The organism is Pseudomonas sp. MRSN 12121 (assembly GCF_000931465.1).
Lineage (GTDB): Bacteria > Pseudomonadota > Gammaproteobacteria > Pseudomonadales > Pseudomonadaceae > Aquipseudomonas.
Map to the genome: position 1 here is coordinate 5,433,264 of NZ_CP010892.1, position 22,535 is coordinate 5,455,798.

Genomic DNA, 22,535 nt, shown 5'->3' on the forward strand with positions numbered 1-22,535 from the left:
AAACCTTCAACTGGCCAGCTGGTGTAGCGATCCGCGCTCCGGCTGCACGTATTCGCCTGCGGCCTGGGCTGCCGACACATCCTTGAAGGTATGGAAATCCAGGCTGTTGACCACCAGGTCCTGGACCAGCTCGGTGAAGATCGCCATGGCGGGCGAGCAGAAGTAATCGGTCATCGCCTCCTGGCTGCTCCAGAACCCCGATACCAGCCACAGGTCGGCGTCACATTGCGAATGCTGCAGGGCGAACTGCAGGCAACCTGCAGACTGGCGGGAGGGTTCGATCAGACTGCTCAGGCGGGCTCCCAACTCTGTTGAGCGACCGGCGCGAGCGCGGAGGAATGCCATGTGGCTGACGGGAATATTTATGGACATGTGCGACCCTCTCAACGTGATGCCGAGGCAGCCTTGGGACGTGCTGCAACAGGATCCAAGATTAAGCGCGCGGCATGACGGCCGTTAGTCGATTCCTGTCGTCACCTTGCACAATCCTGCGAGACTGGGTGGAGAACGCCTGTCCCGCCCTTTCCCGGGAGGAAAAACCCACGAAGTTGTTTCAAGCAAGTGACACCCCATGCTCACGACCCGACTCCCTTCACACGCGCACGCGCGGCAGGATCAGGCAAGATTTACGCAGGATTCGCCTACCCCTGGCGCTTGCACAAATTTAAGCTTCGCTCCATCGCCAGCTTCCCGGAGGGACCGCCATGTCATCGCTTGAAACCCTGCCGCCGCCCCTGGACGCGGAGATGGAAAAACAGCGCGCGGAGCTCGCCGGGATCATTGCTCGCAACACCGCCGAAGACGGCAGCTATGCCACCGCGATCCAGTCGCTGTTCGTCTCCCGCTACAGCCACTCCCACGATTTCGCCTCGGTGCTGGCCCAGCCGGCACTGTGCATCATGGCCCAGGGGCGCAAGGAGGTCCGGCTGGCCGACGAGCATTTCAACTACGACCCGCTCAACTACCTGGTGGTCTCGGTCTCCATGCCCTTGAGCGGACGCCTGAGCGACGTGTCGCCGCTGGAGCCGGTCCTGGCCCTGCGCCTGGACATCGACCCGGCCGAGATCAGCGCGCTGATCGCCGATGCGGGGCCGCTGGGCGTGCCGAATCGTCCGGTCGGCCGCGGCCTGTATGTGGAGCGCCTGGACACGCCGATGCTCGACGCGGTCCTGCGCCTGACCCGCCTGCTGGATACGCCGAAAGACATCGCCATGCTCGCGCCGCTGATCCGTCGGGAAATCCTCTACCGGCTGCTGCGCAGCCCGCAGGGCCATCGGCTGTATGAGATCGCCATCGCCAACAGCCAGGGCCACCGGGTCAGCCAGGCCATCAAGTGGCTGAACGGCAACTTCGAGCAACCGCTGCGCATCGACGACCTGGCGCGAGGGGTGAACCTCAGCGTGTCGACCCTGCACCACCGCTTCAAGGCCATGACCGCCATGAGCCCGTTGCAGTACCAGAAGCAACTGCGCCTGCAGGAAGCCCGCCGGCTGATGCTGGCCGAAGGCCTGGAGGCGTCCGCCGCCGGTTATCGGGTCGGCTATGAAAGCCCCTCGCAGTTCAGCCGCGAATACAGCCGCCAGTTTGGCGCCCCGCCGCTGCGGGACATGGCGCGCCTGCGCAGCAGCGTCTGACGCCCCGCGCGCCCTGTGCCCCGCGCCCTATAGAAGCGAAGCTTGCTCGCGACAGCCGCCTAGCGGCGTTCCATCGACAACACCGCGTCATCGCTGACCAGCATCGCGAGCAAGCTTCGCTCCTACAGAGAGGACATATCGTGGGGTCAGTGCGCGCGCACCACGTGCTTGATCTCCTGGAAGGCTTGCAGCCCCCACGGCCCCAACTCGCGGCCGATGCTGCTCTGCTTGTAGCCGCCCCAGGCGGTCTGGGGAAAGATCACCTGCGGTGCGTTGATCCATACCAGCCCGGCCTGCAAGGCGTCGGCGACCCGCTCGGCATTGCCCACATCGCCGCCGACCACGCTGGCCACCAGGCCGAACTCGCTGTCGTTGGCCAGCGCGATGGCCTCCTCTTCACTGGCGAAACTGCGCACGCACAGCACCGGGCCGAAGATCTCCTCGCGCCACAAGGCACTGTCCAGCGGCACTTCGGTGAAGATCGTCGGCCGCAGGAAATAGCCGCGCGGTAACTGCGCCGGACGCTCGCCACCGCACACCAGCCGCGCCCCGGCATTGCGCCCCTGCTCGATATGGGCCAGCACCCGCCGGTACTGCGCCTGGTTGACCAGGGCGCCCATTTCCACCTCCGGATCGAAAGGGTCCGCCACCCGGATGGCTTCGGCCCGTGCCTTCAACCGCAAGAGAAATTCGTCCGCCAGCTCGTCGGCGACCAGCACCCGGCTGGTGGCCGAGCACATCTGCCCGGCGTTGAAAAAACCGCCTCCACACGCCAGCTCCACCGCCAGTTCCAGGTCGGCATCGGCCAGCACCAGCAGCGATGACTTGCCGCCCAGTTCCAGGCTCACGCCCTTGATGGTTTCCGCCGCGCGCTGCATGACCTGGACCCCGACCGCATTGCTGCCGGTGAAGGAAATCTTCGCCACCCGCGGATCGGCCGCCAAAGGCGCGCCTACCGCCAGCCCGGTGCCGCAGACCAAGTTGAACACGCCCTTGGGCAGGCCGCTGGCGGCGATGATCGCGGCCAGTTCCAGCTCCGGCAACGGCGTGACCTCCGAGGGCTTGAGCACCACGCTGCAACCGGCGGCCAGGGCGGGCGCGAGCTTCCAGGCGGTGGTGACCATGGGGAAATTCCACGGCACGATCAGGCCGACCACCCCGCAGGGTTCGCGGCGCACACGGGCGCTGAACGCGTCGCTGGGCAACGGCACGTCACGGTCCTCGGCGTCCAGGGCTTCGGCCAGGCCGGCGTAATACTCGAAGGTGGCGATCACGTCGTCGACGTCGATGGCCGCTTCGAATTGCGGCTTGCCGTTGTTGCTCGATTGCAGCTGCATCAGGCGTTCGCGACGTTCGGCGACACCGGCGGCGATCCGCCGCAAGACTGCGCCACGCTCGGCCCCGGGGGTGGCGGCCCAGCGGGCGAGCGCGGCCTGGGCGGCCGATACCGCCTGCTCGACGCTGTGCCGATCGCCGCCGCCGACCACCGCCAGCGGCGCCTCGGTGGACGGGTTGATCACCGTCAACGGCTCGCCGCCGGCGGACCATTCGCCGTCGATGTACAGACCGTGCAACAGGTTGGCCTGGCTCATGCCTGCACCGCCCGCATCCAGCCGGCCTGGTCGATTTCGATCAGGGTCGGCCCCTGGCGATCGCTGGCCGCGCGCAACGCCTGGCGCAGTCCTTCGACGCTGTCGATGGCCTCGGCGGCGCAGCCCAGGGCCTTGGCCACGCCGACGAAATCCGGCGTGTAGATGTCCACGCCCACCGGTTCGATGGCGCGGTTGACCATGTACCGCTTGATTTCTTCATAGCCCTGGTTATTCCACAGCAGCACGATCACCGGCGTACGGGCTTCCACGGCGCTGGCCAGTTCCGCCAGGGTGAATTGCAGGCCGCCATCGCCGATCAGGCAGGCCACCGGCCGCCGCGCGGCGCGGGCGCCCAGCCAGGCGCCGATGGCGGCGGGCAAGGCATAACCCAGGGTGCCGTAGCCGGTCGAGGCGTTGAACCAGCGGCGCGGATGTTCGGGGTTGAAGGTCAGGTTGCCGGTGTACACCGGCTGCGTCGAATCGCCGACGATGACGATCTCCGGCAGCTCCTCCACCACGGTGGCGAGAAAGCGGGTCTGCGCCCGGGTCGGCGCATCCCATTGCTGGTCCAGTTCGTTACGCAGGGCCGCGGCACGGGTCGCGCCCCAGGCGTGGTCGCGCTCGCCCAGAGGCTGGCCGGCCAGTTCGACCAGCAGCGCCTCGGCCGCGCTGCGCGAGTCGGCCACCAGCGCGATTTTCGGCGGATAGTTGCGCACGGTCTGGTCGGGATCGATGTCGATCCGCAGCAAGGCGCCGGGGATCTTGAAACCGCCGGCGAAGGTCACGTCGTAATCGGTTTCGGCCAGCTCGGTGCCGATGGCCAGGACCACATCGGCATCGGCCACCAGGGCTCGGGTCGCCACCAGTGTCTGGGTCGAGCCGATCAGCAGCGGGTGCCGCGCGGGCAGCATGCCCTTGGCGTTGATGGTCAGCGCCACGGGCGCCTGCAGCAGTTCGGCGAGGCGGGTCAGGGGCGCCGCGGCATCGATCGCGCCGCCACCGGCGAGGATCAGCGGCCGCCGCGCGCCAGCCAGTGCCTGGACCATTCGCGCAATGGCCGCCGGCGCGGCACCGGCCGGGGCGATGCTCACCGGCTCGCTGTCGAGCAGTTCATCGGCCTCCTCCACCAGCACATCGAGGGGAATCTCGATGTGCACCGGGCGCGGGCGGCCCGCCTGGAACAAGGCGAAGGCACGCGCCAGGACGCCCGGCAGTTCCGCCGCGGACATCAGCGTGTGAGAGAACGCCGCCACGCCGCTCACCAGGGCGCTCTGGTTCGGCAGTTCGTGCAGCTTGCCCCGCCCGCCGCCGAGCTGGCTGCGCGATTGCACGCTGGAGATGACCAGCATCGGAATCGAATCGGCGTAGGCCTGGCCCATCGCGGTGGTGATATTGGTCATCCCCGGGCCGGGGATGATGAAACACACACCCGGCTTGCCGCTGGTGCGCGCATAACCGTCGGCCATGAAACCGGCGCCCTGCTCATGGCGCGGCGTGACATGCTCGATGCTCGAACGGGCCAGCCCGCGATACAGCTCGACGGTATGCACCCCGGGAATGCCGAACACCTGCTCGACGCCATAACCTTCGAGTAACTTGACCAGAACTTCGCCGCACGTCGCCATGTCTTGCCCTTCTTGTTCGCTTGAGACGGTGGGCCTGGATGGCCGGTACATGGCCGGGCCCAGGAAAGGCCTCATTGGAACGGGCCGCACGTAGCGGGAACAATGGATAAAAAGTCATACTAGCCATGTCCTCACGTCATGCCTTGGCCACCCCATGAAACGCCTTCCGCCCCTGCCCGCGCTGTACACCTTCCTGGTCACCGCCCGGTGCTGCAACTTCACCCACGCCGCCGAGCGGCTGCACATCACCCAGGGTGCGGTGAGCCGGCAGATCGCCGGGCTGGAGAGCCACCTGGGCTATGCCTTGTTCCAGCGCCAGGCCCGCGGCCTGAGCCTGACGGCCGAAGGCCGGGAATGGTTGCCACGGGTGGAACAGGTGTTCGGCCTGATCAGCGAAGCGGTGGAACAGGTCGGCGGCGACCGCGACACCCTGCAACTCAAGGCCTCCACCTGTGTGATGCGCTGGCTGCTGCCGCGCCTGCTGCAATGGCAGAAAGAGCGTCCGGACGTGCCCGTGCGGTTGACCACCACGGTGCAGCACGGGGTCGACTTCAGCCGCGAGCGATTCGACGCCGCGGTGATCTACGGCCCGCCGCCGTCCGCGGCCTTGGGCGCCTATCATCTGTTCGACGAACAGCTGACGCCGGTGTGCTCACGATCGTTGCTGGAAGGGGCGATACCGCTCGAGACGCCGTCCGATCTGCAACAGCACATGCTGTTGCATCCCACCCTCGATACCCATGACTGGAACACCTGGCTGAAAGCCTCGGGAACGGTGCTGAACAACCTCGGCAAGGGGCAGCATTTCGAAACCCTGGACCTGGCGATGTCCGTGGCGGCCCAGGGCACGGGCGTGGCCATCGGCGACCGGGCATTGATTGGCGAAGACCTGAGCGCCGGGCGGCTGGTCATGCCATTTGAATTGAAGGTGCGCACCGGCCTGGCTTACTACCTGGTCCACCCCGATCGCGCGGCGCCGTCGCCGCGATTGCGCGAGCTGCTCGACTGGCTGGTGGAGCAGGCCCACACGGATTCCCCGTAGCCGCTGCCGAGCCTGGGCAGCGACTACGGGAGGGGTTAGTAACCGACGGTGAAACGCTGGCGGGAATGCTTCGGTGTTTCCACTTCATCGATCAAGGCGATGGCGTAGTCGGCGAAGGTGATCCAGCTCCTGCCTTCGGCGCTGACCAGCAGGTGGTCCTGGCCCAGGCGGAATGTCGCGCTGCGCTCGCCTTCGACGAACTCCGCCGATGGCGACAGGAAGCTCCAGTCCAGTTCCTTTTCCTGGCGCAGGGTATCGAGAAACGCACTGCCGGCCGTGGCTTCGGCCTTGTACTCGGCCGGGAACCCGGCGGCATCGATCACCCGGCTGCCGTCGGGCAACAGCAGCGAACCCGCGCCGCCCACCACCAGCAGGCGCTTGACCCCGGCCTTTTTCACCGGGTCGATCACCGCCTTGGCCGGCAGGGTGGAAAAATGCGCCGCGCTGATCACCACATCGTGACCGGCGACCGCCGCCTGCAACGCGGCGCTGTCCAGCGCATCGACGGCCTTGCTCACCACACCGGCGCGCTGGCCGATCTTCGCCGGGTTGCGGGCGATCGCGGTAACGCTGTGACCGCGACGCAGGGCTTCTTCCAGCAGTTGGCTACCGGCACGGCCGGTGGCACCAATGATTGCGATCTTGCTCATGACAGTTCTCCAGTTCCGATAAGTGACGCAAAACCTTGCAGGGCATGCCCCCGCGCCAGGCGCGGGGACGGTCGGATCACCACTTCATCTCGCCCTTGGCTACCTTGGCGCTCAGCTCCAGGGAGCTGTCTTCGCCCAGGTCCGGGTAACGTTTTTTCATCGCCACGATCAGCGCTGCGGAATCCTTGGCCTTGGCGGTTTCTTCATCGAAGGCCTTGATGTAGTCGGCGGTGAAGTGCACCGGGGCCAGGGAGCGGGCGCTTTCACCCAGGTAGTGGCCGGGGATCACGGTCTTGGGTTTCAGCGCGGCGATGGTGTCCAGGGTGGTCAGCCAGTCCTTGTGGGATTGCGCGCTCTGGGTGTCGGCCATCCACACATGAATGTTTTCCGCCACCACCACGCCGCCGACCACGGCCTTGATCGAGGGGATCCAGACGAAAGTGCGATCCGGCTGCTTGCCGTCCAGGCCGATGATGTCCAGCTTCTGCCCTTCCAGGGTCAGGCTATCACCCTTGAGCACCTGCGGCACCAGGGTCTTGGCCGGCACGTCGGCGCCCATTTTCGGGCCCCAGAACGCCAGCTTGCCGTCGACCGTGGCCTTGATGTGGTCGACGGTCGGCTGCGATGCCACGACCTTGGCCTTGGGGAAAGCCTGGGTGAGGGTATCCAGGCCGAAGTAGTAGTCCGGATCGCCATGGCTGATATAGATGGTGGTCAGTTGCTTGCCGCTGGCGCGGATCTTCTCCACCACCTGCTCGGCCTGGGACTTGCCGAACTGCGCGTCCACCAGGATCGCGTCCCGCTTGCCGCTGACCAGCACCGAGGTCACCGGGAAGATCGCCGCGGCGCCCGGGTTGTACACATCCAGGCTCAGCGCCGGTTCGGCGGCTGCGGCATGGGCGGCGAAGCCCAGGGTGGCGGTGGCCAGCAACAGGCGCTTGAGAGAGGTGAATCCGATCATGTGCAACTCCGGTGGTCTGTGGGCCGTGATTGGCCATGGCTCAGTGAAGATGGAGGCAAGCTTAGTTGCCGCACTCGTTACAAAAAATGCGATGCTTGGACATAGTTTGTTTCTGAAAGCGGGCAAATCATGGATCGTCTTCAAGCAATGCGCGTCTTCGTCACCGTGGTCGACCTGGGCAGCCAGTCGGCCGCCGCCGACCACCTGGACCTCTCGCGGCCGGTGGTGTCGCGCTATCTGGCGGAGCTGGAGGATTGGGTAGGCGCGCGGCTGATGCATCGCACCACCCGCAAGCTGAGCCTGACCGCGGCGGGCACCGAGATTCTTCCCCGCTGCCGGCAGATGCTCGAGTTGTCGACGGACATGCAGGCCGCCGTCAGCGAACCCGACGATACCCCCCGCGGCTTGCTGCGCATCAGCGTCAGCACGTCGTTCGGCCAGGCCCAGCTGGCGGATGCCATGGCCACCTACGTCAAGCGCTACCCCGGCGTCAGCATCGACCTGCAGATGCTCGATCGCACGGTGAACCTGGTGGACGAACGCATCGACCTGGCGATCCGCACCAGCAACGACCTGGACCCCAACCTGATCGCCCGGCGGCTGACCGTGTGCCGCTCGGTGATCTGCGCCTCCCCGGCGTATCTGCGCGAACACCCGGCGCCGCAAAGGGTCGAGGAGCTCAGCCGGCACAACTGCCTGACCCACTCCTATTTCGGCAAGAGCCTGTGGCATTTCGAGCAGGACGGCGAACAGGTCTCGGTGCCGGTGCAGGGCAACATCAGCGCCAACGAAGCCAGCACCCTGTTGCGCGCGACCATGGCCGGGGCCGGCGTGGCGATGCTGCCCAGCTACCAGGCCGGGGTGCATATCCACAGCGGCGAACTGGTGCGCCTGCTGCCTCGCGCCGAACCCCGGCAAATGACCATGTACGCGGTCTATGCCTCGCGCAAGCACATGCCGGCGGCGCTGCGCAGCATGCTGGATTTCCTGGTGCTGCGCTTCCCCGAGGAACCGGAGTGGGACAAGGGGCTTTAGGGCCGATAACACCGCTGAATACCCCATCAACACGAGACCCGCGATCTGGCGGCCGGCCATGGCCGATCCCGATGGCTGATCTATGCTGATAACAGTACCCCCGCACGCGCAGGGGCACTCGTTCAGAGGTGATCGCCATGAGCATCAAGACCCGAAGGTACCTGGCCATTTTCGTCACCTGCAGCGCAACCCTGGCCCTTTATGGGACCGCGGCCTATCGCGTCGAACAGGCCCGGCAACAGCCGCGTATCTATGCCAGTTGCAGCCTCGACCAATGCATCCCGCACAACGCCACCCTCAATGCCCTGAAATGATCCGGGCGTGCGGCGTCATTGTTCGTGTTCGGTCTTCAAGCGATCGCGGAAGGCCTTGGGCGAGATCCCGACCCGGCGGCGGAACAGCCGGGTGAAGTTGGTGGGATCGGAGAACCCCAGCACGTCGGAAATCTCGTAGATGGTCATGCTGGTGTAGGTCAGCAGGCGCTTGGCTTCCAGTAGCTGGCGCTCGTGCATGATCTGCAGCGCCGGCTGGCCCGCCAGCTCGCGGCAGGTGCCATTGAGGTGGGAAACGGAGATCCCCAGCTTATGCGCCAGGTCCTCGACCTTCACATGCTCGCGGTAGTGGGTCTCCACCAACTGGATATACCCGTTGAAATATTCCCGTGCCCGCTGCGGCCGCTGGCTGGCGCTGCGCCGTCGGATCGCCTGGCGGCTGAGCCACACCATGATCACGCTGACCAGCGAATGCATGAGCATTTCCCGCGCGGGCTCGCGCCCCTGGTATTCGTTCTGCAAGGCGGCGAACAGGCTGTTCAGGTAGTCGCCGTCGCTGCCCGCCGGGTAACTCTCGGCCACGGCCAGGGCATTCACTGAGTGGCCCAGCTGGGCTTGCAGATGGGTCATCAAGGGGGCCGCCAGGGTCACCACATAACCGTCGATGTCCTCGGAAAAACGAAAGCCGTGCACCGACAGGGCCGGCAGGATCTGCAACGCCGACTCCCCCAGCAACGTGCGCTGCCCCTCGATCTCAAGCTCGGCCTGCCCGCGATGCACGAACAACAACTGGCACAGATCGGCATGCCGGTGTGGCTTGATTTCCCATTGGTGCTCGCGGCTGCGCTTGGAAATGGTCTCGCAGTGCAGCAGGTCGGGCGTCGGCCAGTCCAGGCTTTCCCCATAGAGTTTGAACACCGGAATCGAAGGCAGGGCTGGCTTATTCATAACTGCAATCCAGGACTCTGGGTGGCGGGCGATAATCGCCCCCTTTGGTGAAATGAACAGATATCGGCTCAGTTTTCACCTTCAACTGACAGCTTCACAAGTGAAAAATGCCGGGACTCGAAACATAAAAATCACTCAGCGACCCCGTTCGCCTGAAGCTTGCGAGTCATAAAAACAATGAAGACCCTGAAAACTCAAGTCGCCATCATTGGCGCCGGCCCCTCCGGATTACTACTCGGCCAACTGCTGCACAAGGCCGGTATCGATACCCTGATCCTCGAACGCCAGACCCCCGACTATGTGCTCGGGCGGATCCGCGCCGGGGTGCTCGAACAGGGCATGGTCGACCTGCTGCGCCAGGCCGGTGTCAGCCAGCGCATGGACGCCGAGGGCCTGGTGCATGGCGGTTTCGAACTGGCCCTCGACGGGCGGCGGGTGGCCATCGACCTGGCGGCCTTGACGGGCGGCAAGCACGTGATGATCTACGGCCAGACCGAAGTCACCCGCGACCTGATGCAGGCTCGCCAGGCCGTGGGCGCCCGCACCCTCTACCAGGCCGACAACGTGCACCCCCACGACCTGGAGAGCGAGCGGCCCTACCTGACCTTCGACTACCAGGGCGAACCCCATCGCCTGGACTGCGACTACATCGCCGGCTGCGACGGTTTCCACGGCGTCGCCCGGCAATCGATCCCGGCCGAGAAGCTGAAGGTTTTCGAGCGCGTCTATCCGTTCGGCTGGCTCGGCATACTCGCCGACACCCCGCCGGTGCACGACGAGCTGGTCTACGCCCGGCACGAGCGCGGCTTCGCCCTGTGCAGCATGCGCTCGACCACCCGCACCCGCTATTACCTGCAGGTGCCGGCCGACGAGCAGGTCGCGGACTGGTCCGATCAGCGCTTCTGGGATGAGCTCAAGAAGCGCCTGCCCGAAGAACTGGGCGAGCGCCTGGTGACCGGTCCCTCGATCGAGAAAAGCATCGCCCCGTTGCGCAGTTTCGTGGTCGAGCCGATGCAGTACGGACGGCTGTTCCTGGTCGGCGACGCCGCGCACATCGTGCCGCCCACCGGGGCCAAGGGGTTGAACCTGGCCGCCAGCGATGTCAGCACGCTGTTCAACATCCTGCTCAAGGTCTATCGCGAGCAGCGTACCGACCTGCTGCAACGGTATTCGCAGATCTGCCTGCGGCGGATCTGGAAGGCCGAGCGTTTCTCCTGGTGGATGACCGCCATGCTGCATCGCTTTCCCGATGCCGACGACTTCAGCCAACGCATCGCCGAGTCGGAGCTAGCGTACTTCGTCGACTCCGAGGCCGGGCGCAAAACCATCGCGGAAAATTACGTCGGGCTTCCTTACGAGGCTATCGAGTAGGAACCTATCGAGTACACTGGCGAGCCTTCCCGCTCGCCTTGCCTACAGCGGGCCACTCACTGCCCACAGGTTCGTTCGTGACTCATCCCACCCAGCCTGGCCCGCTCAAACCGGCTCTTCGCAGCGTGCTGATCGCCCTGATGCTGGCGATCTTCCTCGGCGCCCTGGACCAGACCATCGTCGCCGTCTCCATGCCCGCCATCTCTGCGCAATTCAAGGACGTCAGCCTGCTGGCCTGGGTGATTTCCGGCTACATGGTGGCCATGACCGTGTCGGTGCCGATCTACGGCAAGCTCGGCGATCTCTACGGGCGCCGCAAACTGATGCTGTTCGGCATGGGCCTGTTCACCCTCGCGTCGCTGTTCTGCGGCATGGCCCAGAGCATGGAACAACTGGTGCTGGCGCGGATCTTCCAGGGCATCGGCGCCGGCGGGATGATTTCCGTCAGCCAGGCGATTATCGGCGACATCGTGCCGCCCCGCGAACGCGGGCGCTACCAGGGCTATTTCAGCAGCATGTACGCGGTGGCCAGCGTCGCCGGCCCGGTGCTCGGCGGCTACATGACCGAGTACCTGTCCTGGCGCTGGGTGTTCCTGATCAACTTGCCGCTGGGCCTGGGCGCGTGGTTGATCGCCAGGCGCAACCTGCGTGGGCTGCCGATTCCACAGCGCAAGCCGATCATCGATTACCTCGGCACCCTGTTGATGATCGTCGGCCTCACCGCCCTGCTGCTGGCGATCACCCACTTCGGCCAAGGCCATGCCTGGCGCAGCCCTGAAGTAGCTGGCCTGCTGGCGTTTGCCGTCATCGCCCTGGCCCTGTTCGCCTGGCATGAACGGCGCACGCCGGAGCCCTTGCTGCCCATGCATCTATTCGCCAACCGCAATGCCCTGCTGTGCTGGTGCACCGTGTTCTTCACCAGCTTCCAGGCCATCTCGCTGGTGGTGCTGATGCCGCTGCGCTTCCAGAGCGTTACCGGCGCCGGGGCCGACAGCGCGGCGCTGCACCTGCTGCCCCTGGCCATGGGTCTGCCGATCGGCGCTTACTGCGCCGGGCGCCTGACCTCGGTGACCGGCCGTTACCAACCGATGATCCTGGGGGGCGCCCTGCTGATGCCGCTGAGCATCCTCGGCATGGCCTTCAGCCCGCCCCAGGCGGTCTTGCAGAGCAGCCTGTTCATGTTGCTCAGCGGCATCGCTTCCGGCATGCAGTTCCCGACTTCGCTGGTGGGCAGCCAGAACTCGGTGGCGCAACGGGACATCGGCGTCGCCACCAGTACCACCAACCTGTTCCGCTCCCTGGGCGGCGCGGTGGGCGTGGCCTTGATGTCGGCGCTGTTGCTGGCGTTGTTGCAGGGCTCCAGTTTCGCCCAGTTGAGCGGCTCGGCCCTGCTCGGCGAAGGCTCGGGCAACGTGCTGCTCGACGGCCTGAACGCCGCGGCGGGGCCGGCGCAGGAGGCACTGCGGGGCGAATTGCTGCAAACCTTCCAGCACTTGCTGATGGTCAGTGCGGCGGTGTCGCTGCTGGGGTTGGCGGCAGCGCTGGCGATGCCCAACGTGCTGCTGCGGGGGCGTGAGGAAAAACTCGAATAACGCATCGCTCCCGCACAACCCTGCGGGAGCGAGCCGGCTCGCGAGGCTCTCAAGCCCTCATGGGCTGTAGTACCCCACCGCCACCAGGAAGTGCCCGACCTTGCGTAGGTAAGCGTGCTTGTCCTCCACCTTGGCGGTCACCGGGTTCTTCCAGCGGTAGGCGTATTCGCCCTGATCCTGGTGGGCCATCAGCGCCAGGATCGGCTCGCCCACCGGCTTGCCGTCCGGGTCCCTGACCTTGCCGAAATCGGTGTTGATCAAGCGCAGGTTGGTGCCATGGGCCACGTAGCGCTGGTTCTCCAGGTCGACCACGAACACATACAGGTCGTCCTGCAGGAAGCCACCCTTGAGTGAGTTGATCGCCGTCAGCGTGCCCTTCTCGTCCTTGGCCAGTTCGCTCGCCGCCTTGTCCAGCAGGGCCCTGGCCTGCTCGGCGGACGCCCGTGGCAGGTAATAGCCGACCGCGAGGATCCGTTCGCCGATGCGCTGGTAATACACGTGCTTGCGCTCGACCTTGCCGTCGGCCCAGTTCTGCCAGCGGTATTCGGCTTGCTGGATACCATTGCCCTCGGGAATCTTCAGGGCGTCCTTGAACGCCTTCTGCAGGTCCGGCCCGAGGACTTCGGACACGTCGCGCCCGATCAGCGCCGACGACGGCCCGCCGCTGGCCAGCATCACGCCCCGGGTATCGACCACGAACACATAACGGTCCTTGTCGACGAACTCGCCCTGGCGGCTGAAGGCCGCGAACGCCTTGTCGCCATGCTCGTGGTAATAGGCCAGGGCCTTTTCCAGCAGGGCCTTGGCGGCCGTGGCGTCGTCCGCGGCCGGCGCGGCCTGCGCCTGGCTGAAACACAGCATCAGCAACCAGCCCAAGCCAATGCTTCGCAGCAATATCCTCATGGCACATCCCCCGTTCTTGTTGGTGTTTCAAGAGCGTAGACGGCTATGCAAGAGGGTCGAGTTCAGGCGCGCCAGGCGGCGGCAGAAACCGCTGGCCTGCCCGCGCCACGCGCGGGCAGGCCGCGAGGGTCAGGGACGGTTGTTGAGCTGCTGTTGCAGGTTCTGGATCTGGCTCTGCAGGGTATTGATGTTGCGCGTGACCTGGCCACGGAAGGCGTCGAACTCGGCGGTGTTGGCGCCGCCCTGAGCCGCGGCGGGGCGATTGTCCTGCTGGCTCTTGAGCACGATCAGGTCCTGTTCCAGGCGCTCGATGGCCGCGCTCGGGTTGCCCTGTTTTTTCAAGGCGGCGATCTCGGCGTTCAGGCTCTTGAACTGGGCATCGACCTTGCTGGTATCGGCCGGGGCGCTTTTCAGCGCGGCCAGTTCGGCGCCCAAGGTTTTCACCTGCGCCTGCAACTGGGTATTGGCCGCCTGCTGCTCGGTGGCCTGGGCTGTCATCTGGGCCAGGCGCTTGTCCAGGTCCGTGGCTTGTCCGGCCACGCCCTGTTGCTGCTTGCTCTGGTCCTGCAGGCGGCCTTCGAGCTGCTTGAGCTGCAACTTCAGGGCCTCGCTGTCGCTGTTGACGCTGGACTGGCTGGCCACCACCTTGCCGGAAATGTCCTGCAGGCGTCCCGCCGCTTCCTCGCTGATACGGGCGAAGCTTTCCTGGGTCGCGACCAGTTGCTGCTCCATCAGCGAAATCTGCTGGAAGCTCCACCAGGCAAGGCCGATAAAGGCGAAGAACAAGGCGCCGACCAGCGCCCACAGCGGCCCGGCGTTCGACGCCTTGGCCTTGGCGGCCGGCACGCTGCGCGCATGGACCGAAGTCCGTTCGCGGCCAGTGGCCGTGGTCGGGAAGTCATCGTCGAGCGTATCGGCCCGCAGGCTCGGAACATCGTCGAAGTCGTCGTTGGCATCGTTACGCATGGGGCAACCTTTATGAACCGCGTGATAGCTGAAATGCGGCGAGTATAAACCGCGAACCCGCCGCACTCATCGACCCTGAACCCCGGACTCGGTTCAGTGATTGGTTTCAGCTTATGTCCTGGGCCTTCCACCAGCCGCAGAATTCGTCCAGCGCCGTCCACAGGCTGACCTTCGGCTCGTAGTCCAGGTAATGGCGGGCGCGACTGATGTCCAGGGTGAAATTCTTGTTCATCACTTGCATGCCCAGGCGCGACAGGGTCGGCTCCGGACGCCCCGGCCAGAGCTTGCAGAAACCTTCGTTGAGCGCCGCCACGCTGTAGGCCAGGCCGAAGGAACGGTAGCGCCTGACCTGCGGTACCTCCATCTGGCGCATCACATAATTGACCACGTCCCACAACGGCACCGGCGCGCCGTTACTGATGTTGTAGGCCTTGCCCAGCGCCGACCCGCTGGCCAGCAGGGCACTGAGCAGCGCTTCATTGAGGTTCTGCACGCTGGTGAAGTCGACCTTGTTCAGGCCGTTGCCGACAATCGCCAGGCGCCCCTTGCGCTGCATCTTCAGCAGCCGCGGGAAAATGCTCATGTCGCCGGCACCGGTAACAAAACGCGGGCGCAGCGCCAGCACCTCCAGGCCGAACTCCTGGGCGCCGAACACCTTCTGCTCGGCCAGGTATTTGGTGGCGGCATAAGGGTGCTTGAACCGCTTGGGTACCTGCTCCTCGGTCAGCCCCAGATGATCGCGGCCATCGAAATAGATCGACGGCGACGACAGGTGCACCAGGCGCCGGACATGACGCTTGAGACAGGCCTCGACCACATTCTCCGTGACCAGCACGTTGCCCTGGTGAAAGTCCTGGTAACGCCCCCAGAGCCCCACCGCCCCGGCGCAATGCACCACGGCGTCGACCCCGTGGCACAGGTCGAGCACCAACTGCGCATCGCTCAAGTCACCCTGGACAAACTCGGCCCCGCGCCGCACCAGATGCTCGACACCTTCGGCCCGACGCCCGTTGACCCGTACTTCCAGGCCTTGCTCAAGAGCGAAGCGCGCGAAGCGCCCGCCAATGAAACCGCTTGCGCCGGTGACCAGAATTTTCATGACTTGCTCCTAGAAATACTTACCCACTGCCGGCTCTGCACCGCCCGCTTGATGCTTGACGCTCATGCCTGCTGCAACGGCACCAGCCATTGCGCCGAAGAGCGTGCCAGATGCTCGGTGAGCAGGCCCAGCAGTTGGCCACCATTGCGCCAATGATGCCAGTACAGCGGCACATCGATCGGTTTATCCGGCAAAAGCTCCACCAGCACGCCCCGTTCCAGCTGGTCGCGGACCTGCAGCTCGGGCACCAGCCCCCAGCCAAGGCCGGCCTCGGTCAGGCGAATGAAGCCCTCGGACGAAGGGCACAGGTGGTGCTCGAAAGCGCCATCCACCCCCAGCGCCGCCAGATAGCGGTGCTGCAGGAAATCGTCCGGGCCGAACACCAGGGCCGGGGTCCGGGCCAGGCGTCCGGCTTGCACGCCTTGCGGGAAATGCCGCTCGAGAAATGCCGGGCTGGCCAGGGCCCGGTAGCGCATGGCGCCCAGCAGCACGCTGCGGGCACCGGCCACTGGCCGCTCGCTGGCGCAGACACAGGCCGCCACTTCCCCGGCCCGCATGCGCTTGAGCCCCACGGTCTGGTCCTCGACGACCAGGTCCAGCAGCACATGTTGCTCGGCACAGAAATCCCCTACTGCCTCGGCCCACCAGGTCGCCAGGCTGTCGGCGTTGAGGGCGACGCGCAGGCGTTCCGGCAAGCCTTCTTCGTCCAGGGCCGGCACCTGGCTCTGCAGGTCGCGCTCGAGCAGGCGCACCTGCTGCACATGGTTGAGCAGGCGCCGGCCGATTTCCGTCGGTGCCGGTGGCGTGACCCGCACCAGCACCGGCTGGCCGATCCGCGCCTCGAGCAACTTGATGCGCTGGGAAATGGCCGATTGCGACAACCCCAGCACCTGCGCCGCGCGCTCGAATCCGGCCTGCTCGATCACCGCGGCCAGGGCAGACAGCAACTTATAGTCGAACATCAGTTCTCCTAATGAGCGATCAGCAATATTGGTTTTTCTTATACAGGCTGCCACCGGAAAATAGCCAGCATGCTTTCTCGTCCAAGGACCTTTTTCATGGCTGGCGAAACCTCCCTCGATATCCTGCTGCGCAGCATGAGCCCGCAGCTCAACCCCGGCGATTACGTGTTCTGCTCCATCGCCGATCACGCGCAGCTCGAAGGCTGCGAAGTGCTCGGCAGCTTTCGCGAACGGGAAGGGCTGACGGTGATCCTCGAACGCCAGCAAGCCGAACGGCTGGGGCTGGGGTTCGACTACGTCGCGGCCTGGATCACCCTGAATGTGCACTCGGCCCTGGCAGCGGTCGGCCTGACCGCCGCGTTCGCCGGCGCCCTGGGCCAGGCCGGCATCAGTTGCAACGTGATCGCCGGCTACTACCACGATCATCTGTTTGTCGGGCGTGCCGATGCCGATCGCGCCATGGACGTGTTGCGGCAACTGGCGGCGGGCGAGGAGTAGACGCTATGTGGCAAAGCTACGTTAACGGGCTGCTGGTCGCGGCCGGGCTGATCATGGCGATCGGCAGCCAGAATGCCTTTGTCCTGGCCCAGAGCCTGCGGCGCGAACACCACCTGCCGGTGGCCGTGCTGTGCGTGACCTGCGATGCGTTGCTGGTGGCGGCCGGGGTCTTCGGCCTGGCCACGGTGCTGGCGCAGAACCCGACGCTGCTGGCGATCGCCCGCTGGGGCGGCGCCGCGTTCCTGATCTGGTACGGCAGCCAGGCCCTGCGGCGCGCCTGTTCGAAACAGAGCCTGCAGCAAGGCGAGAACCAGACCGTGCGCTCGCTGCGCGCGGTGTTGCTCAGCGCGCTGGCGGTGACCCTGCTCAACCCTCACGTGTATCTGGACACGGTGCTGCTGATCGGCTCGCTGGGCGCCCAGCAGACCGAGCCCGGCGCCTATGTGGTCGGCGCGGCCAGCGCTTCGTTGCTGTGGTTCTTCACCCTGGCCCTGGGCGCCGCCTGGCTGGCACCGTGGCTGGCGCGCCCGAGCACCTGGCGCATCCTCGACCTTCTGGTAGCGGTGATGATGTTCAGCGTGGCGCTGCAGTTGGTGACCGCTGGGTGATTTATTCCAAAAGGCTCTGGAACCTCTATCCCACACAGTTGTTGCGTGGTTAAGCCCGACCCCCGGTGCTATGATCCGAACCCTGCGCCGCAAAGAGTACAAACTCCCCGGCGCTTGTCTGGCCGCCCGTGATCGGCCTTGCGCTCACCGCAACTGACCTGATTAGGAGAATCATCATGGCTTTCGAATTGCCGCCGCTGCCCTACGCACACGATGCCCTGCAGCCGCACATTTCCAAGGAAACCCTGGAATACCACCACGACAAGCACCACAACACCTATGTCGTGAACCTGAACAACCTGGTGCCAGGCACCGAGTTCGAAGGCAAGACCCTGGAAGAGATCGTCAAGTCCTCCTCGGGCGGTATTTTCAACAACGCCGCTCAGGTCTGGAACCACACTTTCTACTGGAACTGCCTGGCGCCAAACGCCGGCGGCCAGCCAACCGGCGCACTGGCGGAAGCCATCAACGCAGCGTTCGGTTCGTTCGACAAGTTCAAGGAAGAATTCACCAAGACTTCCGTCGGCACCTTCGGCTCCGGCTGGGGCTGGCTGGTGAAAAAGGCTGACGGTTCCCTGGCCCTGGCCAGCACCATCGGCGCCGGCAACCCGCTGACCAGCGGCGACACCCCGCTGCTGACCTGCGACGTCTGGGAACACGCTTACTACATCGACTACCGCAACCTGCGTCCAAAGTATGTCGAAGCGTTCTGGAACCTGGTCAACTGGAAATTCGTGGCCGAGCAGTTCGAAGGCAAGACCTTCGTCGCCTGAGCCCGTTTGCAGTGAAAAAAACCCGGCAATGCCGGGTTTTTTCATTCTACAGGCCGAGGTCCGGCTTGCTCCGCCAGCGTGGCGCGTTAACATCCTCCCGGCTAAAAACTGTCGCCCAGCCTCAAGTTGCGAGGCCTGGCTACCGACATAGATCCAACGAGCGCGGATATGCCAGGTCCAGGCATTCCGGCCAAGCCTACAGGTGGAATATCCTGGGCATGATTGTCCCTTTGACTGCCACCCCGGGATTGCCAATACTCATGGCAACTTGACGCTACACGCACGGAACAAGGAATAACCCTTTGAAGCTGGAACTCAAAAACAGCTTGTCGGTGAAGTTGCTCCGGGTTGTGCTGCTGTCGGCACTGATAGTGGGCGTAGTTCTGAGCTGCGCACAAATCGTCTTCGATGCTTATAAAACTCGGCAGGCGGTCGCTAGCGATGCCCAGCGCATTCTCGACATGTTTCGCGACCCGTCGACCCAGGCCGTCTACAGCCTGGACCGCGAGATGGGCATGCAAGTCATCGAAGGCCTGTTCCAGGACGATGCCGTGCGCATGGCGTCCATCGGCCATCCCAACGAAACCATGCTCGCGGAAAAGACCCGCGACCTGCAGGCGTCCTCCAGCCGCTGGCTGACCGACCTGATCCTGGGCAAGGAGCGCACCTTCACCACCCAGCTGGTGGGTCGCGGCCCCTACAGCGAATACTACGGCGACCTGAGCATCACCCTCGACACGGCCACCTATGGCCAGGGCTTCATCGTCAGTTCGGTGATCATTTTCGTTTCCGGCGTCCTGCGCGCCCTGGCCATGGGCCTGGTGCTGTACCTGGTTTACCACTGGCTGCTGACCAAGCCGCTGTCGCGCATCATCGAACACCTGACCACCATCAATCCGGACCGCCCCAGCGAACACCAGATTCCATTGCTCAAGGGCCACGAGCGCAACGAACTGGGAATCTGGATCAACACCGCCAACCAGTTGCTGGCCTCGATCGAACGCAACACCCACCTGCGCCATGAAGCGGAAAACAGCCTGCTGCGCATGGCCCAGTACGACTTCCTCACCGGCCTGCCCAACCGCCAGCAATTGCAGCAGCAACTGGACAAGATCCTGATCGATGCCGGGCGCCTGCAACGGCGGGTCGCAGTGCTCTGTGTCGGCCTCGACGACTTCAAGGGCATCAACGAACAATTCAGCTACCAGACCGGCGACCAGTTGCTGCTGGCCCTGGCCGATCGCCTGCGTGCCCACAGTGGCCGCCTCGGCGCCCTCGCCCGCCTGGGCGGCGATCAGTTCGCCCTGGTCCAGGCCGACATCGAACAACCCTACGAAGCCGCCGAACTGGCGCAGAGCATCCTCGACGACCTGGAAGCGCCGTTCGCCCTCGACCACCAGGAAATCCGCCTGCGCGCCACCATCGGCATCACCCTGTTCCCGGAGGACGGCGACAGCACCGAGAAGCTGCTGCAAAAGGCCGAACAGACCATGACCCTGGCCAAGAGCCGGTCGCGCAATCGCTACCAGTTCTATATCGCCAGCGTCGACAGCGAGATGCGCCGGCGCCGCGAGCTGGAGAAAGACCTGCGCGAAGCCCTGAGCCGCGAACAGTTCCACCTCGTCTATCAACCGCAGATCAGCTACCGCGATCACCGCGTGGTCGGCGTCGAGGCCTTGCTGCGCTGGCAGCATCCGGAACACGGCTTCGTGCCGCCGGACCTGTTCATTCCCCTGGCCGAACAGAACGGCACCATCATCGCCATCGGCGAATGGGTGCTGGACCAGGCGTGCCGCCAGTTGCGCGAATGGCATGACCTGGGCTTCAGCGACCTGCGCATGGCCGTCAACCTGTCCACCGTGCAACTGCACCACGCCGAGCTGCCGCGGGTGGTCAACAACCTGCTGCAGATCTACCGCCTGCCGCCGCGCAGCCTGGAGCTGGAAGTCACCGAGACCGGCCTGATGGAAGACATCAGCACCGCCGCCCAGCACCTGCTCAGCCTGCGTCGCTCCGGCGCGCTGATCGCCATCGACGACTTCGGCACCGGCTATTCGTCGCTGAGCTATCTCAAGAGCCTGCCACTGGACAAGATCAAGATCGACAAGAGCTTCGTCCAGGACCTGCTGGATGACGACGACGATGCGACCATCGTCCGGGCGATCATCCAGCTGGGCAAGAGCCTGGGCATGCAAGTGATCGCCGAAGGCGTGGAAACCGCCGAGCAGGAGGCCTACATCATCTCCGAAGGCTGCCACGAAGGTCAGGGCTATCACTACAGCAAACCCTTGCCCGCACGGGAGCTGAGCGCCTACCTGAAACAGGCCCAGCGCAGCAACGCCGCGATCCTCTGAACCCCGAATGCACGCGCAGGCTTGATCCAGAGCAAGCGCGGTGTGAATGGGAAATATTTCCAACCCCAAGTCTTTACACATAATGCAAATCTTTCGCATTATGTCGCAGTTTTACGCGCCCTCCGCGCCATTCCACCCCTCTCTCGAAGCAGGATGTTCGCCATGATTCGTATGCCTCTGGCTACCGCCAGTCTGTTGGCCATCGCTATTTCCCTCGCCGGTTGCGGCGAAGGCAAAGACAAGGCTGCCGCGCCGCAAGCCGCTACTCCAGCCGCCAGCACCTCGGCCCCAGCGACCACGCCTGCGGCCGGCAAGGTCGACGAAGCGGCCGCCAAGGCGGTCGTCGCGCATTACGCCGACATGGTCTACGCCGTCTACAGCGATGCCGAATCCACCGCGAAAACCCTGCAAAGCGCGATCGACGCCTTCCTCGCCAAACCCAACGCCGACACCCTGAAAGCCGCCAAGGCCGCCTGGGTCGCCGCGCGCGTGCCTTACCTGCAGAGCGAAGTGTTCCGCTTCGGCAACACCATCATCGACGACTGGGAAGGCCAGGTGAACTCCTGGCCGCTGGACGAAGGCCTGATCGATTACGTCGACAAGTCCTACGAGCACGCGCTGGGCAACCCGGGCGCCACTGCCAACATCATCGCCAACACCGAGATCCAGATCGGCGAAGACAAGGTCGACGTCAAGGACATCACCCCGGAAAAACTCGCCAGCCTCAACGAGCTGGGCGGTTCCGAAGCCAACGTCGCCACCGGCTACCACGCCATCGAATTCCTGCTCTGGGGCCAGGACCTGAACGGCACCGGCCCTGGCGCCGGCAACCGTCCGGCCTCGGACTACCTGGAAGGCGCCGGCGCCACCGGCGGCCACAACGACCGTCGTCGCGCCTACCTGAAGGCCGTGACCCAGTTGCTGGTCAGCGACCTGGAAGAAATGGTCGGCAACTGGAAACCGAACGTGGCCGACAACTATCGCGCCACCCTGGAAGCGGAACCGGCTGAAAGCGGCCTGCGCAAAATGCTGTTCGGCATGGGCAGCCTGTCCCTGGGCGAACTGGCGGGCGAGCGGATGAAGGTTTCCCTGGAAGCCAACTCCCCTGAAGACGAGCAGGACTGCTTCAGCGACAACACCCACAACTCGCACTTCTACGATGCCAAGGGCATCCGCAACGTCTACCTGGGCGAATACACCCGCGTGGACGGCACCCAGCTGACCGGCGCCAGCCTGTCGTCGCTGGTGGCGAAAGTCGACCCGGCCGCCGACACCGCGCTGAAGAACGACCTGGCCGCCACCGAAGCCAAGATCCAGGTCATGGTCGACCACGCCAACAAGGGCGAGCACTACGACCAGTTGATCGCCGCCGGCAACGACGCGGGCAACCAGATCGTGCGCGACGCCATCGCAGCCCTGGTCAAGCAGACCGGTTCGATCGAACAGGCCGCGGGCAAGCTGGGCATCAGCGACCTGAACCCGGACAACGCCGATCACGAGTTCTGATCGCCGTTGCGAACATGAAAAGGCGACCTTCGGGTCGCCTTTTTTGTCGCCCGTCGTCCGGCAGCCACTGCCGCAGGGTCAGCGGGCCCCGGACAGCCTTGTCCCACGTCAAGCGGAACGATAATTCCTCTTATTCAAACTCCC

Annotated in this window: 21 protein-coding genes; 11 read left to right on the forward strand and 10 right to left on the reverse strand. The window is 64.9% G+C overall.

Going from position 1 to position 22,535, the window contains the following annotated elements; translation table 11 throughout:
* Positions 1-6 precede the first annotated feature (6 nt).
* Complete coding sequence (locus tag TO66_RS24625; RefSeq protein WP_044464717.1) at positions 7-372, reverse strand: putative quinol monooxygenase; 366 nt, start codon at positions 370-372, stop codon at positions 7-9.
* Positions 373-704: 332 nt separating this feature from the next.
* Between TO66_RS24625 and TO66_RS24630 the strand changes: the two genes are divergently transcribed.
* On the forward strand, positions 705-1,634 hold the full coding sequence (locus TO66_RS24630; RefSeq protein WP_044464718.1) for an AraC family transcriptional regulator: 930 nt from the start codon (positions 705-707) through the stop codon (positions 1,632-1,634).
* Positions 1,635-1,780: 146 nt separating this feature from the next.
* Here the strand turns inward: TO66_RS24630 and TO66_RS24635 are convergent, their stop codons facing one another.
* Entirely contained in the window at positions 1,781-3,226 is a 1,446-nt protein-coding gene (locus TO66_RS24635) for an aldehyde dehydrogenase family protein (RefSeq protein ID WP_044464719.1), read from the reverse strand.
* The gene (locus TO66_RS24640) at positions 3,223-4,851 is read right to left on the reverse strand and encodes a 5-guanidino-2-oxopentanoate decarboxylase (RefSeq protein WP_044464720.1); all 1,629 of its coding nucleotides are present in this window, start codon (positions 4,849-4,851) and stop codon (positions 3,223-3,225) included. Before TO66_RS24640 ends, TO66_RS24635 begins: the two co-directional genes overlap by 4 nt.
* Before the next feature lie 154 nt (positions 4,852-5,005).
* Here TO66_RS24640 and TO66_RS24645 point away from each other — a divergent pair, with 154 nt between their 5' ends.
* Positions 5,006-5,893 carry a LysR substrate-binding domain-containing protein gene (locus TO66_RS24645; RefSeq protein ID WP_044464721.1) on the forward strand — a complete coding sequence of 296 codons (888 nt, stop codon included), beginning with the start codon at positions 5,006-5,008 and terminating at the stop codon, positions 5,891-5,893.
* 35 nt (positions 5,894-5,928) lie between these two features.
* On the opposite strand, the gene TO66_RS24650 is transcribed toward TO66_RS24645, so the two are convergent.
* Together TO66_RS24650 and TO66_RS24655 are read right to left on the reverse strand one after the other, a co-directional pair.
* On the reverse strand, positions 5,929-6,543 hold the full coding sequence (locus TO66_RS24650; RefSeq protein ID WP_044464722.1) for an NAD(P)-dependent oxidoreductase: 615 nt from the start codon (positions 6,541-6,543) through the stop codon (positions 5,929-5,931).
* A 76-nt stretch (positions 6,544-6,619) separates the two neighbouring features.
* Positions 6,620-7,504, reverse strand: a complete 885-nt coding sequence (locus TO66_RS24655; RefSeq protein ID WP_044464723.1) for an MBL fold metallo-hydrolase — start codon at positions 7,502-7,504, stop codon at positions 6,620-6,622.
* 129 nt (positions 7,505-7,633) lie between these two features.
* Here TO66_RS24655 and TO66_RS24660 point away from each other — a divergent pair, with 129 nt between their 5' ends.
* Both TO66_RS24660 and TO66_RS33725 read left to right on the forward strand, forming a co-directional pair.
* Positions 7,634-8,539 (forward strand): LysR family transcriptional regulator, encoded by a 906-nt coding sequence (locus tag TO66_RS24660; protein ID WP_044464724.1) that lies wholly within the window; start codon positions 7,634-7,636, stop codon positions 8,537-8,539.
* A 137-nt stretch (positions 8,540-8,676) separates the two neighbouring features.
* Complete coding sequence (locus TO66_RS33725) at positions 8,677-8,853, forward strand: hypothetical protein (protein WP_171820032.1); 177 nt, start codon at positions 8,677-8,679, stop codon at positions 8,851-8,853.
* 15 nt (positions 8,854-8,868) lie between these two features.
* On the opposite strand, the gene TO66_RS24665 is transcribed toward TO66_RS33725, so the two are convergent.
* On the reverse strand, positions 8,869-9,759 hold the full coding sequence (locus TO66_RS24665) for a helix-turn-helix domain-containing protein (protein WP_044464725.1): 891 nt from the start codon (positions 9,757-9,759) through the stop codon (positions 8,869-8,871).
* A gap of 186 nt (positions 9,760-9,945) precedes the next feature.
* On the opposite strand from TO66_RS24665, the gene pobA reads away from it, so the two are divergent.
* Both pobA and TO66_RS24675 read left to right on the forward strand, forming a co-directional pair.
* Positions 9,946-11,130 (forward strand): 4-hydroxybenzoate 3-monooxygenase, encoded by a 1,185-nt coding sequence (pobA, locus tag TO66_RS24670; RefSeq protein ID WP_177330447.1) that lies wholly within the window; start codon positions 9,946-9,948, stop codon positions 11,128-11,130.
* 140 nt (positions 11,131-11,270) lie between these two features.
* A complete protein-coding gene (locus TO66_RS24675) occupies positions 11,271-12,722 on the forward strand; it encodes an MDR family MFS transporter (protein ID WP_409077201.1) in 1,452 nt (483 codons plus the stop codon).
* Between the two features lie 57 nt (positions 12,723-12,779).
* On the opposite strand, the gene TO66_RS24680 is transcribed toward TO66_RS24675, so the two are convergent.
* From TO66_RS24680 to TO66_RS24695, 4 genes are all read right to left on the reverse strand, one after another.
* Positions 12,780-13,625, reverse strand: a complete 846-nt coding sequence (locus TO66_RS24680; RefSeq protein ID WP_044464728.1) for a cache domain-containing protein — start codon at positions 13,623-13,625, stop codon at positions 12,780-12,782.
* Between the two features lie 129 nt (positions 13,626-13,754).
* A complete protein-coding gene (locus tag TO66_RS24685; protein WP_044464729.1) occupies positions 13,755-14,591 on the reverse strand; it encodes a hypothetical protein in 837 nt (278 codons plus the stop codon).
* 106 nt (positions 14,592-14,697) lie between these two features.
* Positions 14,698-15,690 carry an NAD(P)-dependent oxidoreductase gene (locus TO66_RS24690; protein WP_044464730.1) on the reverse strand — a complete coding sequence of 331 codons (993 nt, stop codon included), beginning with the start codon at positions 15,688-15,690 and terminating at the stop codon, positions 14,698-14,700.
* A gap of 62 nt (positions 15,691-15,752) precedes the next feature.
* The gene (locus tag TO66_RS24695) at positions 15,753-16,652 is read right to left on the reverse strand and encodes a LysR family transcriptional regulator ArgP (RefSeq protein ID WP_044464731.1); all 900 of its coding nucleotides are present in this window, start codon (positions 16,650-16,652) and stop codon (positions 15,753-15,755) included.
* A gap of 96 nt (positions 16,653-16,748) precedes the next feature.
* On the opposite strand from TO66_RS24695, the gene TO66_RS24700 reads away from it, so the two are divergent.
* From TO66_RS24700 to TO66_RS24720, 5 genes are all read left to right on the forward strand, one after another.
* Positions 16,749-17,150 (forward strand): ACT domain-containing protein, encoded by a 402-nt coding sequence (locus tag TO66_RS24700; RefSeq protein WP_044464732.1) that lies wholly within the window; start codon positions 16,749-16,751, stop codon positions 17,148-17,150.
* Positions 17,151-17,155: 5 nt separating this feature from the next.
* On the forward strand, positions 17,156-17,758 hold the full coding sequence (locus tag TO66_RS24705; protein ID WP_044464733.1) for a LysE/ArgO family amino acid transporter: 603 nt from the start codon (positions 17,156-17,158) through the stop codon (positions 17,756-17,758).
* 176 nt (positions 17,759-17,934) lie between these two features.
* Positions 17,935-18,531 (forward strand): superoxide dismutase, encoded by a 597-nt coding sequence (locus TO66_RS24710; RefSeq protein ID WP_007929765.1) that lies wholly within the window; start codon positions 17,935-17,937, stop codon positions 18,529-18,531.
* Between the two features lie 302 nt (positions 18,532-18,833).
* Positions 18,834-20,885: a bifunctional diguanylate cyclase/phosphodiesterase gene (locus TO66_RS24715; protein ID WP_044464734.1), complete on the forward strand. Its 2,052-nt coding sequence runs from the start codon at positions 18,834-18,836 to the stop codon at positions 20,883-20,885.
* Between the two features lie 162 nt (positions 20,886-21,047).
* On the forward strand, positions 21,048-22,391 hold the full coding sequence (locus tag TO66_RS24720) for an imelysin family protein (protein ID WP_044464735.1): 1,344 nt from the start codon (positions 21,048-21,050) through the stop codon (positions 22,389-22,391).
* Positions 22,392-22,535 lie beyond the last annotated feature (144 nt).

Excerpts from the sequence above, each read along its gene's own strand:
- TO66_RS24625 (WP_044464717.1), bottom strand. The coding sequence starts at position 372 with ATGTCCATAAATATTCCCGTCAGCCACATGGCATTCCTCCGCGCTCGC.
- TO66_RS24630 (WP_044464718.1), top strand. The coding sequence starts at position 705 with ATGTCATCGCTTGAAACCCTGCCGCCGCCCCTGGACGCGGAGATGGAA.
- TO66_RS24635 (WP_044464719.1), bottom strand. The coding sequence starts at position 3,226 with ATGAGCCAGGCCAACCTGTTGCACGGTCTGTACATCGACGGCGAATGG.
- TO66_RS24640 (WP_044464720.1), bottom strand. The coding sequence starts at position 4,851 with ATGGCGACGTGCGGCGAAGTTCTGGTCAAGTTACTCGAAGGTTATGGC.
- TO66_RS24645 (WP_044464721.1), top strand. The coding sequence starts at position 5,006 with ATGAAACGCCTTCCGCCCCTGCCCGCGCTGTACACCTTCCTGGTCACC.
- TO66_RS24650 (WP_044464722.1), bottom strand. The coding sequence starts at position 6,543 with ATGAGCAAGATCGCAATCATTGGTGCCACCGGCCGTGCCGGTAGCCAA.
- TO66_RS24655 (WP_044464723.1), bottom strand. The coding sequence starts at position 7,504 with ATGATCGGATTCACCTCTCTCAAGCGCCTGTTGCTGGCCACCGCCACC.
- TO66_RS24660 (WP_044464724.1), top strand. The coding sequence starts at position 7,634 with ATGGATCGTCTTCAAGCAATGCGCGTCTTCGTCACCGTGGTCGACCTG.
- TO66_RS33725 (WP_171820032.1), top strand. The coding sequence starts at position 8,677 with ATGAGCATCAAGACCCGAAGGTACCTGGCCATTTTCGTCACCTGCAGC.
- TO66_RS24665 (WP_044464725.1), bottom strand. The coding sequence starts at position 9,759 with ATGAATAAGCCAGCCCTGCCTTCGATTCCGGTGTTCAAACTCTATGGG.
- TO66_RS24675 (WP_409077201.1), top strand. The coding sequence starts at position 11,271 with ATGCTGGCGATCTTCCTCGGCGCCCTGGACCAGACCATCGTCGCCGTC.
- TO66_RS24680 (WP_044464728.1), bottom strand. The coding sequence starts at position 13,625 with ATGAGGATATTGCTGCGAAGCATTGGCTTGGGCTGGTTGCTGATGCTG.
- TO66_RS24685 (WP_044464729.1), bottom strand. The coding sequence starts at position 14,591 with ATGCGTAACGATGCCAACGACGACTTCGACGATGTTCCGAGCCTGCGG.
- TO66_RS24690 (WP_044464730.1), bottom strand. The coding sequence starts at position 15,690 with ATGAAAATTCTGGTCACCGGCGCAAGCGGTTTCATTGGCGGGCGCTTC.
- TO66_RS24695 (WP_044464731.1), bottom strand. The coding sequence starts at position 16,652 with ATGTTCGACTATAAGTTGCTGTCTGCCCTGGCCGCGGTGATCGAGCAG.
- TO66_RS24700 (WP_044464732.1), top strand. The coding sequence starts at position 16,749 with ATGGCTGGCGAAACCTCCCTCGATATCCTGCTGCGCAGCATGAGCCCG.
- TO66_RS24705 (WP_044464733.1), top strand. The coding sequence starts at position 17,156 with ATGTGGCAAAGCTACGTTAACGGGCTGCTGGTCGCGGCCGGGCTGATC.
- TO66_RS24710 (WP_007929765.1), top strand. The coding sequence starts at position 17,935 with ATGGCTTTCGAATTGCCGCCGCTGCCCTACGCACACGATGCCCTGCAG.
- TO66_RS24720 (WP_044464735.1), top strand. The coding sequence starts at position 21,048 with ATGATTCGTATGCCTCTGGCTACCGCCAGTCTGTTGGCCATCGCTATT.